11 protein-coding genes are annotated in these 14,441 nt (G+C 72.1%); 3 read left to right on the forward strand and 8 right to left on the reverse strand.

The features are described from left to right. Positions 1–23: 23 nt before the first annotated feature. The 4 genes from ACFWZH_RS24750 to ACFWZH_RS24765 all read right to left on the reverse strand — a co-directional run bounded on the left by ACFWZH_RS24750 (position 24) and on the right by ACFWZH_RS24765 (position 5,840). Positions 24–848, reverse strand: a complete 825-nt coding sequence (locus tag ACFWZH_RS24750; protein ID WP_384435139.1) for a hypothetical protein — start codon at positions 846–848, stop codon at positions 24–26. Further along, positions 848–2,122, reverse strand: coding sequence for a VWA domain-containing protein (locus tag ACFWZH_RS24755; protein ID WP_384435141.1), 1,275 nt, complete (start codon positions 2,120–2,122; stop codon positions 848–850). Before ACFWZH_RS24755 ends, ACFWZH_RS24750 begins: the two co-directional genes overlap by 1 nt. 156 nt (positions 2,123–2,278) lie before the next feature. Then, positions 2,279–3,466, reverse strand: coding sequence for a MalY/PatB family protein (locus ACFWZH_RS24760; RefSeq protein ID WP_384435143.1), 1,188 nt, complete (start codon positions 3,464–3,466; stop codon positions 2,279–2,281). 88 nt (positions 3,467–3,554) lie between these two features. Next, positions 3,555–5,840, reverse strand: coding sequence for a SpoIIE family protein phosphatase (locus tag ACFWZH_RS24765; protein ID WP_384435146.1), 2,286 nt, complete (start codon positions 5,838–5,840; stop codon positions 3,555–3,557). Between the two features lie 240 nt (positions 5,841–6,080). Here ACFWZH_RS24765 and ACFWZH_RS24770 point away from each other — a divergent pair, with 240 nt between their 5' ends. Beyond that, positions 6,081–8,048: an amino acid transporter gene (locus tag ACFWZH_RS24770; protein ID WP_384435149.1), complete on the forward strand. Its 1,968-nt coding sequence runs from the start codon at positions 6,081–6,083 to the stop codon at positions 8,046–8,048. Positions 8,049–8,085: 37 nt separating this feature from the next. Here ACFWZH_RS24770 and ACFWZH_RS24775 read toward each other — a convergent pair whose 3' ends face one another. Together ACFWZH_RS24775 and ACFWZH_RS24780 are read right to left on the reverse strand one after the other, a co-directional pair. Beyond that, positions 8,086–9,756 carry an FAD-dependent oxidoreductase gene (locus tag ACFWZH_RS24775; RefSeq protein WP_384435151.1) on the reverse strand — a complete coding sequence of 557 codons (1,671 nt, stop codon included), beginning with the start codon at positions 9,754–9,756 and terminating at the stop codon, positions 8,086–8,088. A gap of 186 nt (positions 9,757–9,942) precedes the next feature. Next, positions 9,943–10,827: a GNAT family N-acetyltransferase gene (locus tag ACFWZH_RS24780; protein WP_384435154.1), complete on the reverse strand. Its 885-nt coding sequence runs from the start codon at positions 10,825–10,827 to the stop codon at positions 9,943–9,945. A gap of 167 nt (positions 10,828–10,994) precedes the next feature. On the opposite strand from ACFWZH_RS24780, the gene ACFWZH_RS24785 reads away from it, so the two are divergent. Next, complete coding sequence (locus ACFWZH_RS24785; protein ID WP_384435157.1) at positions 10,995–12,110, forward strand: CapA family protein; 1,116 nt, start codon at positions 10,995–10,997, stop codon at positions 12,108–12,110. A 49-nt stretch (positions 12,111–12,159) separates the two neighbouring features. On the opposite strand, the gene ACFWZH_RS24790 is transcribed toward ACFWZH_RS24785, so the two are convergent. Both ACFWZH_RS24790 and ACFWZH_RS24795 read right to left on the reverse strand, forming a co-directional pair. Then, positions 12,160–13,437, reverse strand: coding sequence for an acyl-CoA dehydrogenase (locus tag ACFWZH_RS24790; RefSeq protein WP_384435160.1), 1,278 nt, complete (start codon positions 13,435–13,437; stop codon positions 12,160–12,162). Positions 13,438–13,643: 206 nt separating this feature from the next. Beyond that, positions 13,644–14,102, reverse strand: coding sequence for an RrF2 family transcriptional regulator (locus tag ACFWZH_RS24795; protein ID WP_384435163.1), 459 nt, complete (start codon positions 14,100–14,102; stop codon positions 13,644–13,646). A gap of 139 nt (positions 14,103–14,241) precedes the next feature. Here ACFWZH_RS24795 and ACFWZH_RS24800 point away from each other — a divergent pair, with 139 nt between their 5' ends. After that, positions 14,242–14,364 (forward strand): hypothetical protein, encoded by a 123-nt coding sequence (locus ACFWZH_RS24800; RefSeq protein WP_384435166.1) that lies wholly within the window; start codon positions 14,242–14,244, stop codon positions 14,362–14,364. Positions 14,365–14,441: the final 77 nt, after the last annotated feature.

The following is a 14,441-nucleotide window of genomic DNA, read 5'->3' on the forward strand; positions in this document are numbered from 1 at the left end:
GGCCGCCCCTGGGGCTTCGCCGGTCAGGCGCCCGGTGGCACCCGTGACGGGCGGCCCCGTCCCCGGGTGGCGCGATAGCCGGCGATGCCCGCGAGGGCGGCGAGCGCTCCGCCCGCAGCGGTCCAGATCCAGCGGTCGGACCACCGTCCGGAGGACCAGCCGCCGTCCGGCTCGCGCAGGGCCGCGGGCCGCGGCGACGAGGCGTCCTCGTCGTCCTTCGACGCCGTGGCCGCGGCACCCGGCACCAGGGGCGCCGCGAGCCTGCCGTCCACCGCGTGCGCGCCGCCCTGGTCGGCCACGGCCGCCTCGACCTCGGCGTGCACCGGAAGCCCCAGGTCCTCCTGCGGAAGATCGACGACCGTCAGGCGTACGTAGTAGCTGCCCGGCAGCGGATCGTTCGCCCAGGGCTCCGCCCAGCCGCGCACCGTACGCAGCGTGCAGGACAGCTCCACCGATCCGGCGTCCTTGGCCGCCGCCCGGGTCTGGGTGCCGTACACACATGCCTGGCGGCGGCGCAGCCCGTCGTACACATCGAGCTGCCAAGTGGCCGCGCCGTGCCGGGCGGCGGCCGCCGGCAGCGTCACCTTGGCCTTGACCGTGGCGCGCTGTGCGGCGTCCACGGGCAGCACCCAGTAGAGGTAGTCGCCGGTGGAGGCGTCGGCCGTCGCCGGCTGGTCCGGCTTGACGGCGGTCGCCGTGCGGAACGAGGTGCCCGCCTCGGTCGGACCGGCCGCCTCCCCGCTCTCGCTCGGACTCGGCGTGGGGCTGTCGGCGACGGCGGCTCCCGCCAGGGCGAGAAGGCTCGCGCCGGCCAGCACGGCGCCGGTCAGTACGCGTACGGTGCGCATCAGTTGGTCCTCCAGACGGTCACGCGCCAACGGGAGATCCAGCCCCACAGCAGCCCGGCCAGCAGCCCGGCGAGGGTCAGTGAGACCAGCAGCCACCAGCCGTGGCCGAGGCCGAAGGAGGCCGCGTCGGAGGCGTCACCGGGACCGTCCACCAGGTCGATGGACAGCTCCATCGGCAGGCCGGGGTCGGTCTTGACCGATGCGGGCGCCGAGAAGGAGTTGCTGACCTGCAGACAGACCGTCTCCGCCGCCGGCTTGTCGTCGTCTCCGTCGGCGGTGTCCGGCGACTTGGGGTAGCGCAGCCCGGACGAGATCACGTCCGTACGGCCGTCGCCGGCCTCCGCGCCGCGGACGATCTCCCGGCCGTGCACGGTCGAGGCCCGCAGCAGGACCCCGTAGTCGTTGTTGACGGCGCGGTCGGCGGCGATGCTCACCGACGCGCGCAGCTCCTGGCCGGGACGGACGTCCACCCGGTACCAGCGGTGCTCGGCGAACTTCTCGCGGTCGCTGTAGAGACCGGGCTTGAGCTTCGGCGCGGTGGCGCACTGCCGGGCACCTTCCGTGGGCACCGGGGTGACCACCGGATCGGCGGCCCGGTCCACCAACTGGTGTACGCGGTCGCGCAGTTCCTTGGTGTGCTGCACGGAGGTGTAGGTGCCGCCGGTGGCCTCCGCGATGCAGCTCAGCTGCTGACGGGTCTTGGCGTTCGGCAGCAGCCCGAGGGTGTCGACGGTGAGGTGGATGCCCTCGGCGGCGATGTCACGGGCCACCTGGCAGGGGTCGAGCGGGGCGCAGGTGTCCTCGCCGTCCGTGATGAGCACGATCCTGCGCGTCCCGTCACCGCCCTTGAGGTCCTGGGCCGCGCCCAGCAGCGCGGGGCCGATGGGGGTCCAGCCGGTGGGGGTGAGGGTCGCCACCGCGGTCTTGGCCTCGGTCCGGTCCAGCGGACCGACCGGGTAGAGCTGGCGGGTGTCCTTGCAGCCGACCTTCCGGTCCTCGCCGCGGTAGTTGGCGCCGAGGGTCCGTATACCGAGCTGTACCTCTTCGGGCACCGCGTCCAGCACCTCGTTGAACGCCTGCTTCGCCGCGGCCATCCGGCTCTGCCCGTCGATGTCGCGGGCCCGCATCGAGCCGCTGACATCGAGCGTCAACTCGACTTTGGGGACCGGCTTCGCGGACGGCTCGTCGGCGACGGCGGGTGTGGGCGCAAGGGCGGCGGCCATCGCGGCAAGCAGCCCGCACACCCCGACCGCCAACCGTTTTCTTGTGATCATCGCTGGATCGTATGGAGAAAACCACCTCGCTCCAAAACGGTCCCGAAACCGGGGCCCGGCCAGGCGTCTTGACCGTCTGCCGGCGGTCGCTCCAGGGCAGGGGAAGAGGTACCGGCGGGCGAAGTCGAGTCCGCCGGCGGCTCCGGCGCCGTGGTGTCAGGGCGCGGTGGCGGCCATCCGCCGTACCGCCTCCGTGAGCACCTCGGGGGAGGTCGCCAGATTGAGCCGTACATGGCCGGCGCCGCCGGTGCCGAAGTCCGGGCCGGGGCTGAGGGCCACTCTGCCGCGGGCGAGGAACACCGCGGCGGGGTCGTCGCCGAGGCCCAGCCGACGGCAGTCGAGCCAGGCGAGACAGGTCCCGGGGGCGGGGCGGTAGCGGACCGCGGGCAGGTGCTCGGCCAGCAGGTCGGCCAGCAGCCGCCGGTTGTCGTCGAGGCCGGCGCACAACGCGTCGAGCCAGCCGCCGCCGTCCCGCAGCGCGGCGGTGTGGGCGATGACGCCGAGATGGCTGGGGCCGTGGCCGACCTCTTCGGGTACGCGTGCCAGGTCCTCGGCGGCGGCGGGCCCGGCGAGGGCGAGCGCCGCCTTGAGGCCGGCCAGGTTCCAGGCCTTGGTCGCCGACATCAACGACAGCCCGTTCTCCGCCCCGGGCACGCTCAGGTAGGGGACGAAGGCGGTGCCCGGGGCCACCACGGGGGCGTGGATCTCGTCGGCGACGACGCGTACGCCGTACCTGTCCGCCAGCGCCGCGACGGCGGCCAGTTCCTCGGCGCTGTGCACGGTGCCGGTCGGGTTGTGCGGGCTGCACAGCAGATACGCCGCCCGGGCCCCACCCGCGGCGGCCTGCCGGAACGCGCCCTCCAGCGCGGCGAAGTCGATCCGCAGGTCCGGTCCCAGCGGCGCCTCCACCACGCGCCGGTCCATGTGTGCCACGAACGGGTAGAACGGCGGATACACCGGGCAGTTGACGATCACCGGATCGCCGGCGCGGGTCACCACCTTCAGGACCTCGACGATGCCCAGCATGACGTCGGGCACGATCGTCGTCCGCGGTACGGCGAGCCCGTCCCAACCCCAGCGCCGGCGGGCGAAGCCGGCCAGTGCCTCGGCGTACGCCGTCCCCGCGGGGTAGCCGGTGTCGCCGAGCCCGACCGCGTCCGTGATCGCCCGCACGACCGGTGCGGCCAGCGGCACATCCATCTCCGCCACCCACAGGGGCAGCACATCGGCGGGATGGGTGCGCCACTTCAGGCTCGTACGCCGGCGCAGCTCGTCGAGGGAGAGCCGGCGCAGCGGATCGGTGTGGTCCGGGTCGTCGGGTGGTGTCGGCGCTCTTCGCCCCATAGGGCCAAAATAGGCGCGCGCGGCCGGTCGGGCCATGCGGCCCGGTCCGGCCGGTCCGGCCGGCCGTGAGGAGTTCGGCGCGCGGAGTTCAGGTGGCCGTGAGAACCAGCGCGGCCTGGTCGTCGGGTGTGGAGTCGCCCGCGAACGCGGTGACCGCGGCCGTGACGGCCTCGATGAGCGTGGCGGCCGTGGGGGTGGTGCGGCCGCGGAGTGTCGTGCGGCAGCGGACCGCGGCGAGGGCGTCGGCGAGGCGGTGTTCGTCGAAGAAGTCCCCGTCGGTGGCGCGGGCTTCGGTGATGCCGTCGGTGACCAGCACCAGGCTGTCTCCCGGGCAGAGATCGACCCGGCAGGGGGACCCGTCGAAGTCCGGGGCGATGCCCAGCAGCAGGCCCGGCTCGGCGATCTCCTCGACCGTGCCGTCGGCACGGCGTACGAGCGGGGGAACATGGCCGGCGCGGATCAGATCCAGCGTCAGACGGGAGTCGGAGTGCCGCAGTTCGCCGTAGACGAGTGAGACGAAGTTGTCCTCGGTGGTGCTCTGGGCGAGCGCGTCGTTGATGGCGGCGACCACGGCGGCCGGGTCGGTGAGCAGCCGGGCGGCGGCGCGCGCGGTGTGGCGGACCATGCCGGTGGTGGTGGCCGCCGCGGCCCCGCGCCCGCAGACGTCGCCGATCATGAACGCCCAGCGGTCGTCGGGCAGCGGGAAGACGTCATAGAAGTCGCCGCCCACGTCGAGCCCCTCGCCGGCCGGGTGGTAGGACGCCGCGAGATCGGCACCCGGTATCCGGGGCAGCGCGGGCGGCAGCAGACCGGCCTGCAGATCGCGGGCGAGCCGGACACGGTCGGTGAACTGGTGGGCGTTGTCGGCGCTGGAGGCCGCCCGGCGGGCGAGCTCCTCGGCCAGGGCGATGACATGGCAGTCCAGGGGCCGGTCGGTGGCCACCAGGGTCAGCACGCCGAAGGTGCGGCCGCGGGTGGTCAGCGGCACGCAGACGTACCGGGTGACGTCGGGCTCGGAGGCGGGCGCGTCGAGGCTGTCGAGGTCCGAGACGGGCGCGTCGGCGTGGTCGGGCTCAGCGAGGGCGGTGTCCGAGTGACCGGGCTCCGTGAGAGGAGCGACGGCGGGGCGGTGGTCGGTCTCCGTCGTGCCCGAGGCGAGGACACGGGCGACCGCGTGGTCGATCTCGTCGGCGATGCCCGGCGAGGTGAGGTACTCCTCCGCGGCCCGGCACGCGGAGGCCACGGCGATCCGCCGGGTCCGGCCGTCCTCGACGACATGGACGGTGCACAGCGGCGCCAGCGCGGGCACGGTCAGCCGGGCCATGCACTGCAGGCAGTCGAAGTAGTGCGGCTCGCGCGTGATCGCGGTGCTGGCGTCGAGCACGAAGGCCAGGTCCTCGCGGGCGGCCTTCTCCCGCTCCTGGGCGGCGCGGCCGGCCTCCATGGCGCGGTGACGCTGGATGGCCAGCGCGGTGATCCGGGCGAACGCGGCGCTGAGCGCCACGTCCTTGTCCTCGGGGGCCTTGGGGGTGCGGTGGTACATCGCGAAGGTGCCCAGCAACTCGTCGTCCGCGCCCAGGATCGGGGTGGACCAGCACGCCGCGAGTCCGGCCCGGCGCGCCAGGTCCTGGTAGCCCTCCCACCGGGGGTCGGTGGCGATATCGCTGACGATCACCGGGGCGCGCAGATAGGCGGCCGTGCCGCACGAGCCCACGTTCGGGCCGGTGGCCACTCCGTCGATCGCCTCGTTGTAGAAGTCGGGCAGGCTGGGGCCGGTGCCGTGCCGCAGATGCCGGCCGTCGGGGTCGGCGAGGAGTACCGAGACGATCAGCTCCGGGGAGAGGTCCTCGATCGCCCGCGCCATGTCGGTGAGGATCTCGCGGAGCGGGGCGTCCCGCGCGATCTGCTCCAGCAGGATGCGCTGCTCGGCGGCGAGCAACTGCGTGTGGTGGTACGCGGTGGTCTCCACCGCGATCACGATCACCCCGTCGACCTGGCCGACCGCGTCCCGCCGGGGCTCGTAGGTGAAGTCGAAGAACCCCTCCCGCTGCGCCCCTGGCGCACCGAGCACCAGCCGCCCGCCGCGGGCCCGGTACGGGGTACCGGTGGCGTACACGGCGTCGAGACGGTCCAGGACGCCCTGGGGCCCCAGCTCCGGATAGAGCTCGCCGACCGGCGCGCCGGTCTGGGTGCGCTCGCCGCCGAACACCTCGAAGAACGCCGGATTCGCCGCTTCCAGCACATGCTGCGGGCCGCACAGCGCAGCGAAGATCACCGGGGCCTGGTCGAACAGGTCCTCGTACTCCTCGGTCCGCGTGTACGCGGTCGTGGACCGCGCAGTGACCGCTTCGAGGCGGTCCGACGGTATGGACATCGCAGGCCGCCCTCTCTTGCATTCGCCGACCGCGCCGTCGAGTCCTCTCTTCACTCTTACACACGGCGACGCGGAAGTGAGCGGGCCGGCCGTCCGGGCACGCATCCGCCAGGTGCGCCCGCGTGTCGGTGACATCTGAGCGGCATACGGAGGAAGGCCACGGCGACGGTGCCCGGTATCCCCGCGCCGACGTGGCTGTCTCGTCGATGACGGACGGCAGCGGTACGACAGGAGCGCATGATGGCCACTTCCGCCCCCGAGGGCTCTCCCCTGGCCGGGGTGCGCCATCGCTTTCGCGCATGGATGCTGGAAGGCCTGGTCGACATGGCCAAGCGCCACCCCGGTCCGCACGCCGGGCCGCAGAGCGCCCACGAGGGGCAGCGGTGGTGGCGGGTGATGTGCCTGACCGGTGTGGACTACTTCTCCACCCTCGGCTATCAGCCCGGCATCGCCGCCCTGGCCGCCGGAGCGCTGTCGCCGATCGCCACCATCGTCCTGGTCGTCGTGACGCTCGCCGGCGCGCTGCCGGTCTACCGGCGGGTGGCGAAGGAGAGCCCGCACGGCCAGGGCTCGATCGCGATGCTGGAGCGGCTGCTGTCCTTCTGGAAGGGCAAGCTGTTCGTGCTGACGCTGTTGGGGTTCGCCGCCACCGACTTCCTGATCACCATCACCCTGTCGGCGGCCGACGCCGCCACCCACCTCGTGGAGAACCCGCACGTCAGCAGCGCCCTGCACAACCAGCAGTTGGTCATCACGCTGATCCTGGTCGCCCTGCTGGGCGCGGTCTTCCTCAAGGGGTTCCTGGAGGCGATCGGGGTGGCGGTCGTGCTGGTCGGCCTCTACCTCGCCCTCAACGTCGTCGTGGTCGTCGCCGGGCTGTGGCATGTGGTCACCGCGGCGCACGTCATTCCCGACTGGTCCCATCTGCTGACCACCGAGCACGGCAACGCGCTGGCGATGGTCGGGGTGGCGCTGCTGGTCTTTCCGAAGCTGGCGCTGGGCCTGTCCGGCTTCGAGACCGGCGTGGCGGTGATGCCGCACATCGAGGGCGAGCCGGGCGACACCGAGGCGCGGCCCACCGGGCGGATCCGGGGCGCGAAGAAGCTGCTCACCACCGCCGCCGTGATCATGAGTGTCTTCCTGATCCTCACCAGCTTCATCACCACGCTGCTCATCCCCGCGGAGGCGTTCCAGCCCGGGGGAGAGGCCAATGGACGCGCGCTGGCCTACCTGGCCCATGAGTACCTGGGCTCGGCCTTCGGCACCGTCTATGACATCTCCACCATCACGATCCTGTGGTTCGCCGGCGCCTCGGCCATGGCCGGACTGCTGAACCTGATGCCGCAGTACCTGCCGCGCTACGGCATGGCGCCCCACTGGGCGCGAGCCGTACGCCCGATGGTGCTGGTGTTCACCCTCGTGGCGTTCCTGGTGACCTGGATCTTCAACGCCGATGTCGACGCCCAGGGCGGCGCCTACGCCACCGGCGTCCTGGTCCTGATCAGCTCCGCGGCGATCGCCGTGACCATCGCCGCCCACCGCGCCGGCCAGCGCGGCTGGACGATCGGCTTCGCCGTCATCTCCGTGGTGTTCCTCTACACCACCGTGGACAACGTCATCGAGCGGCCGGACGGTGTGAAGATCGGTGCCTGCTTCATCGCCGGCATCATCCTCATCTCCTTCCTCTCCCGTCTCGCCCGCGCCTTCGAACTGCGGGTGACCAGCGTCCTGTTCGACGAGATGGCCGAGCGGTTCGTCCGCGACATCGCCCACCGCAAGATCCGCCTCATCGCCAACGAACCCGACCAGCGCGATCTGGCCGAATACCGCGACAAGCTCCAGCAGATCCGCACCGACAACGACCTGCCGGCCGACGACGACTTCATCTTCGTCGAGGTCACCATCGGCGACCCTTCCGAATTCGAGAGCGAGCTGCGGGTGCGCGGGGAAGTGCTGCACGGCCGCTACCGCGTGCTCTGCCTGGAGAGCTCCACCGTCTCCAACGCCCTGGCCGCGCTGCTGCTGCACGTACGCGACGAGACCGGGCAGCGGCCGCACATCTACTTCGAGTGGACCGAAGGCAACCCCTTCGCCCAGCTGCTGCGGTTCTTCCTCTTCGGCCAGGGCGAGGTCGCGCCCGTCACCCGCGAGGTCCTCCGCGAAGCCGAACCCGACCGCTCCCGCCGCCCACGCGTCCACGTCGGCTGAGCGCGAGCCCGCGCGCACGGCGGTCCCGGTCACCGGATCACCGGGTGAAGGGCCGGATGGACTGGGCGTGCCGGAAGACGTTGCGAGGGTCCCAGTACTCCTTGGCCTCCTGCAGCCGCCGGTAGTTGTCGTCGCCGTAGTAGAGGCGGTGCGAGGGCTGGCCCGAGGTGTTCCATTCGGTGTCGTCGAGGTCGGTGTCGGGGTAGTTGATGTAGCAGCCGTCCGTCACCGGCGCCGGCTTCCCGGCGGCCGGGGGCGCGGTCGGCGCCAGAATCGGCACTCCGCCGGTGTCCTTGTAGACATCGCGGTAGAACTCCCGGATCCAGCGCAGGTGCGGTGCGGCGATCGAGGGGTCGACCTCGGCGTCGTGGTGGTCGGCGACACCGTCCTTGTTGGAGTCCCGTTTCCAGCTCCAGTAGGTCTGGTACTGCAGCTTCAGCACGGAGCTGCGCTGGTAGACCGCGGTGTCCCGGCTGTCGGGGAGGTTGATCGCGCCACCGTAGGAGTCGACCTGGAGCAGCGCCTGCGGATTCTTGTAGCCGTCGTCGCGGGTCAGCGCGCCGTAGATGGCGGTGAGCTGGTCCTCGGTGAAACCACGTGTCATATACGCGGACTTGTACTTGCCGCACTGGTTGTCACCGGAGCCGTTGAGGGTCTGAGTGGCCGTGAGCCAGGGCAGCCGGGTCGGCACGTGCAGCCCGCCCATGGGGGCGTGCTCGCCCATCCGCCGGTCCAGCGGTGTGGGGTCGACGCCCAGGTCCTTGGTGATCCAGTCGAGGAAGGCGTTCAGCCGCGTGACGCTGTCCGGTCGGGTGGCGTCGAGCTGGGTGATCAGACCGACCTTGCCGTTGGAGTGGTGGGTCAGCTTCAGCAGGGTGAACATGTCGGTGAAGTCGCCGCGGAGGGACTCCGGCAGCTTCCGGGTGTTCTCGTACTCGAAGAACAGCCCGTAATTGCGCACCAGCGACTTGAAGCGCTCCGGCTTCTTCCTGAGCTTCTCCCAGGGCCAGGCGACGGCGTGCAGCAGGACTTCGCCCGGAGGCTTGGGCAGCCCCTTGAACCAGTAGCGGGTGACCACGCCGAAGTTGCCGCCGCCCCCGCCGGTGTGCGCCCACCACAGGTCCCGCAGCCGCGCGTCGGGGGAGTCCCGGCGGGCTACCACGACCTCCGCGTGCTGGCCGTCGCGGACGACGACGACCTCCACCGCGTACAGGTAGTCCACCGTCAGGCCGTGCTGCCGGGACAGCAGCCCGTATCCGCCGCCCGACACATGGCCGCCGGCGCCGACCGAGTAGCACGACCCGCCGGGGAGGGCGACGCCGAACGGCGCGTAGAGATGGGTGGCGACATGCCAGTTGTTCGCGCCGGCCTCGACGCAGTACGCACCCATCTCCTGGTCGAGATAGGCCCGGTCCATCTGCCCGAGGTCCAGGATCACACCGACGTCGTCGCCACAGACGAAGTTCTCGTAACAGTGGCCGCCCGACCGGACCGTGATGCGCCGGTCGAGACTCTCGTCGGGGCGGTGGCTCGCCAGGTACTTGTTGAGCGCGGCGACGGCCTCGTCCGTCGAGCTGATCACCGACACATAGTCAGGGCTTGCGATGAAGCGCTGGTTGAAGCCTCTTCGCAGGGCCGCGTAGCGGGCGTCGCCCGGCCCCACCTCCGTACCGCACTCGGTGCCGGCCCTGGTCTGGTAAACGGTCATGTGCTCTCCCTGCGATGGAGCGACGGCGCCGTACGATCACCTCGCACGGCAGCTCTGCGTAATCACTGACTACTATCCGTGACCACCGTGGGGAGGGGAATGCCCGGAACGTGTCCCTCCGCGTGTCCTGGGTTGACGGCCGCGCCCTGTGTCAGGGAGCAACAACCCGTGCGGCCGGTGGCGTGCTCACCGGGGGTGATCCAGCCGGGCGTCCCGGTATTGGTCCCGCACCTCGGGGCGTTGCCGGAAGCCGGCCGACTTGTAGGTGGCGACGGCGCCGACATTGGAGCTCGGGGTGCAGACGATCGCGCTCGACGAGCCCAGCTCCCGCAGTGCGGCCGCCGCGGCGAGGGCGATCGCCTCGCCGTAGCCGCGACGGCGATGTTCCCGGTGCACGCCCAGTGGTTCGAGCAACCCGGGCCTGCTCGGACCGGCCGACCACACCGTCACCGCCGCCACCGCGTTGCCCTGGTCGTCGCACGCGACCAGGCACCGGGCGTCCGCGTACGGCGATCCGGCCGCCATCGCGTGCCAGCGCTCGTCCGTGAACGTCGACCCGTCGAACGCCGCGCGCTGGACGGCGGCGAACACGTGCGCCCGCTCCGGCCCGACCACCTCGATCCGCACACCCGGATCCCTCACCGGTCGTGTGAGGTCGCGGCGCAGCGGCGTCCACGGCTCATCGGTCTTCCAGCCGTTCTCGAACAGCAGATCCTGGACCAGTGCACCCACCGGCGCCTCGATGTTCACCTTGCCCTCGGGCAGCACGCCGCGCTCCGGCTCGGTCACGTCCGCAACCAACCGCCGCGCCAGTTCCTCGTCCCGCTGCGCGTCCGGCGCGATCGTCAGCCGCAACAGCCCGGGACCGTCCAGCAGCCCGACGGCGAGAATCCGTCCGCCCCGGCTCCACGTCCTGACCGCCGAGGCGGTCGCTTCCGCACCGAACCGCCAGAACCAGCCCAGGTCCCCCGGATGCAGTTGCATCGGCGCACCGTCGTACTGCCACTCCCGCAGTGCGCCCACGGCCTCGCTCAGCCCGTCGACCCCCGGCTCGCCCAACGTGATCGTCATACCGCCGATCACACACCACCGCACCGACGGTGTGCACCTGGTTTCCGGGCTGGTGTGGGTCTGCGGACCCGGGCGGGCAGCCGATGACCGAGGAGGCCCGACCTGGGCGTCCACGGCAGCCGCATCGCCCCGTTACGGCCCTGGCGGACACGCCCTAGCCTGGAGGAATGGGCGGCGACGTGCTCACGGTGTTCCTCTGCGGGGACGTGATGCTCGGTCGCGGCGTCGACCAGATCCTGCCGCACCCGGGCGACCCCGCGCTGCGGGAGGGGTATGCCCGCGACGCCCGCGACTATGTCGCGCTGGCCGAGGCGCTGAACGGCCCCATTCCCCGTCCGGTCGACTTCTCCTGGCCGTGGGGGGAGGCGCTGGGGGTGCTGGACGAGGCCGCGCCCGCCGCGCGCGTGATCAACCTGGAGACCAGCGTCACGCGCAGCGACGCCTTCGCCCCCGGCAAGGAAGTCCACTACCGGATGAACCCCGCGAACCTCCCCTGCCTGACGGCCGCCCGCCCCGATGTCTGCGTACTGGCCAACAACCACGTCCTGGACTTCGACCGCAGTGGACTGCGCGAGACGCTCGACACGCTGGCGGGCGGCGGCCTGCGGACGGCGGGAGCGGGCATGGACTCCGACGCGGCCCGGCGGCCGGCCGTCGTCCCCGTCGAAGGCGGTCGGCGCGTCCTGGTCTTCTCCTTCGGCCTGCCCTCCAGCGGCATCCCCCGGACCTGGGCCGCGGACGAGGGCCGCAGCGGGGTCGCGTTCGTGGCCGCACCGTCCCAGGCCGCCGCCCGGGAGTGGGCCGTCCGCGTCCAGCGGACGAAGCGACCGGGGGACATCGTGGTGGCCTCGGTCCACTGGGGCCCCAACTGGAGCTACGGCGTCTCCCGCGCCGAGACCGCCTTCGCGCACACACTCCTCGACGGCGGAGTGGACATCGTGCACGGGCACTCCGCGCACCACCCCCGCGGCCTGGAGGTGCACCGGGGGAAGCTCCTGATCCACGGGTGCGGCGACTTCATCGACGACTACGAGGGCATCACCGGCTACGAGCACTACCGGGACGATCTGCGGTTGATCTACCTGGTGTCGGTGGAGCCGGACACCGGACGGCTCCACGAGGTACGGATCACCCCGCTCCAGGCCCACCAGATGAGGCTCCGGCACATCTCCTCCGAGGACTCCCGCTGGCTGCGGAGGCTCCTCGACCGGATCGCCACCGGTTTCCAGGCGTGCGCCGCATCCGAACCCGGCGGCACGCTGACGCTCCGGCCCGCCGCCTGAGGCACACCGTTTCTCCCCGACCGGCGTTCCCGCGGCCCGGGAAGGGTGATCAGATGTGCAGGGTCAGCGGCGGGTGCGTGCCGTTCAGAAAGTGATCGCCGATGTCCCGGAGGCGGTGCGTCGGAGAGCCCTGCGCCGTCAGGACGCGCGCGTTGCGCCAGAACCTGTCGAACCCGGGGCCGTCGGCAGGGGAGTCGGCGCCGTCGGTGAGTTCCAGGATCCGGGTGGTGATGCGCATGGCGGACCGGCTGGTGACGGCCTCCGCCGCGGCGACCAGGACGGCGATGTCGGCGCGTGCTTCGACGCCGAGTTCGCGCCCGGCCACCAGACCCCTCGCCAGGGCCTCCGTCGCCGGTTCCACCACCGCCGCGGCGGTGTGCGCGGCGGCCACCAGCTCCCCGTAGGCGAGCAGGAGGTACGGATCCCCGTCCGGCAGCCCCTCGTACGTGCCGCTGTCGGGACCCGAGCGCGGCCAGCTGCGCGGCGCGGCGCGACTGAAGTCCCGCGCCTCGGCCAGCGCTCCTTCGGCGATCCCCAGACCGACGTGTACCAGGGCGAGCCGGAGCGCCAGTGGGGCGAGCGCGGCGAAGGGGGAGACGTCGTGCTCGTCGCGCGGGACAGCGCCCAGTACCTGGTCCGGGGACGACACCGGGACGCCGTCGAAGCCGATGCTGCCCGCCCCGGTGAGCCGCTGCCCCAGACGGTCGTGCGACGGATCGGCCGTCACTCCGGGGTGGTCGGGGTCCACGAGCACCATCAGCGACTCGCCGGTCTCGGTGCACACCGCGCCGAGCACCAGCCGGTCGGCGACGGCGACACCCGCGGAGAACGCCCGGCGGCCGTTGAGGAGATACCCGTCGGACGTCGGTGTCAGCGTCAGCTCCGGGCCGGTCTCCGTCCCGGTGTCCGCCTCCGTCCCCGGAACGCCGGTGTCCCCGCCCCAGAGCCACTGCTCCTCGGCCGCCCGGAGTTCGAGTGCGGCGGCCCGCTCCGGGGTGCCGAAGAACCGGGCGCTCCACGACAGCGCGTAGTGCCGACCGAGGAGTTCGCCGATGGAGCTGTCGGCCGCCGCGATCTCACGGATGACCGCGCAGGCGGTCCGCAGGTCGGTGCCCCAGGGGGAGCCGGGCGGCATCAGCAGGGCCGGCAGGCCGGCTTCGCGCACCCGTTGGATCTCGTCGAAGGGCGGCTTGCCCGCGCGGTCGCGCAGGAGTGCGTCGACGGCGAGATCGTCCGCCACCTCACGGGCGACCAGCGGCCATATCCCGTCCTCCGAAGCGCCGTTGGCCTGCGGGGCGGCGGGACACGCTGCGGACCTCTTCGACATGACGCCGTTCACCGTCCCCTCTCCGATCCAGTTTCCCTAGTTTTCCCACTGGATTGATAGGGAATAGGATGCGTCCGGACTCCCCGCGCAGCAAGGGCCGTTCAAGGGGTGGACAGCAGCGTCTTGCAGTCCGGACAGGCGGGTAGTCCGCGGGGCGTTTCCAGTGGGCGAGGCGCCGCTCGGGGGCCCGGGAGGCGGTGGGCCTCCTAGGGGTTCGTCCAGGAGTCGGGGTCCTCGGCCAGCGCCGAGACCGGGTCGGGCAGTTCGGCCGAGGCGACGTCGGCCAGGGACACCCCGTCCAGGATCTGGCGGACGTTGGCGCGCAGAGCGATCCACAGCGGCAGCAGCGACTCGGCCGGGCCGGAGTAGGACAACTCCGGCGGGCGGACCCCGCGTACGGAGACCAGTGGTCCGTCCACGACGCGGATCACGTCCGCGATGCTGATGGTCTCCGCCGACCTGGCCAGTCGATAGCCCCCGTTGCCGCCGCGCTGGCTGAGGACCAGTCCGCCCCGGCGCATGTCGTTGAGGATGCCTTCGAGGAACTTGTGTGGAATGTCCTGGGCGTCGGCGATGGCCTCCGCCTTGAGCGGCCCCGCGTCCCGGGCGTCAGCGAGTTGCAGCGCGGCGCGCACCGCATAGTCCGCTCTGGCTGAAATCCGCATGCCTGCATTATTCCGCAGCGGCGGTGCGGGCTCTCGCCGCGGCCGCCCCCGGTCGCAGACCCGGCCGCAGCCCCCTTGACGCGGCTCGACGGCGGCTCGACACTCGGGGGCGGGAACCCTAGCGAACGGGTGGGAAATCATGGGGCGTGCAGGGTCGGCCGGTGACCGCGCGGTCCGCGCCATTCGGCCGCTTCCCCCGCTGACCTCGCGCCGGCACATCGATCTCCTGCGCGTCTGCAGCGCGGCCGGTCTGCTGCGCTGAACCGGTCGCGGCCGCGCCGCGCCATCCCTCGTTCCCGCCGCACCCCTCCGCAGCCGGGCCCGCGCCGACGCCGCCGC

The sequence above is a fragment of the Streptomyces sp. NPDC059008 genome, from assembly GCF_042749045.1.
Lineage (GTDB): Bacteria > Actinomycetota > Actinomycetes > Streptomycetales > Streptomycetaceae > Streptomyces.

What these genes read in the sequence shown, in the direction of transcription:
- ACFWZH_RS24750 (WP_384435139.1), bottom strand. Translation starts at nt 848, where the DNA reads ATGCGCACCGTACGCGTACTGACCGGCGCCGTGCTGGCCGGCGCGAGC.
- ACFWZH_RS24755 (WP_384435141.1), bottom strand. Translation starts at nt 2,122, where the DNA reads ATGATCACAAGAAAACGGTTGGCGGTCGGGGTGTGCGGGCTGCTTGCC.
- ACFWZH_RS24760 (WP_384435143.1), bottom strand. Translation starts at nt 3,466, where the DNA reads ATGGGGCGAAGAGCGCCGACACCACCCGACGACCCGGACCACACCGAT.
- ACFWZH_RS24765 (WP_384435146.1), bottom strand. Translation starts at nt 5,840, where the DNA reads ATGTCCATACCGTCGGACCGCCTCGAAGCGGTCACTGCGCGGTCCACG.
- ACFWZH_RS24770 (WP_384435149.1), top strand. Translation starts at nt 6,081, where the DNA reads ATGGCCACTTCCGCCCCCGAGGGCTCTCCCCTGGCCGGGGTGCGCCAT.
- ACFWZH_RS24775 (WP_384435151.1), bottom strand. Translation starts at nt 9,756, where the DNA reads ATGACCGTTTACCAGACCAGGGCCGGCACCGAGTGCGGTACGGAGGTG.
- ACFWZH_RS24780 (WP_384435154.1), bottom strand. Translation starts at nt 10,827, where the DNA reads ATGACGATCACGTTGGGCGAGCCGGGGGTCGACGGGCTGAGCGAGGCC.
- ACFWZH_RS24785 (WP_384435157.1), top strand. Translation starts at nt 10,995, where the DNA reads ATGGGCGGCGACGTGCTCACGGTGTTCCTCTGCGGGGACGTGATGCTC.
- ACFWZH_RS24790 (WP_384435160.1), bottom strand. Translation starts at nt 13,437, where the DNA reads ATGTCGAAGAGGTCCGCAGCGTGTCCCGCCGCCCCGCAGGCCAACGGC.
- ACFWZH_RS24795 (WP_384435163.1), bottom strand. Translation starts at nt 14,102, where the DNA reads ATGCGGATTTCAGCCAGAGCGGACTATGCGGTGCGCGCCGCGCTGCAA.
- ACFWZH_RS24800 (WP_384435166.1), top strand. Translation starts at nt 14,242, where the DNA reads ATGGGGCGTGCAGGGTCGGCCGGTGACCGCGCGGTCCGCGCCATTCGG.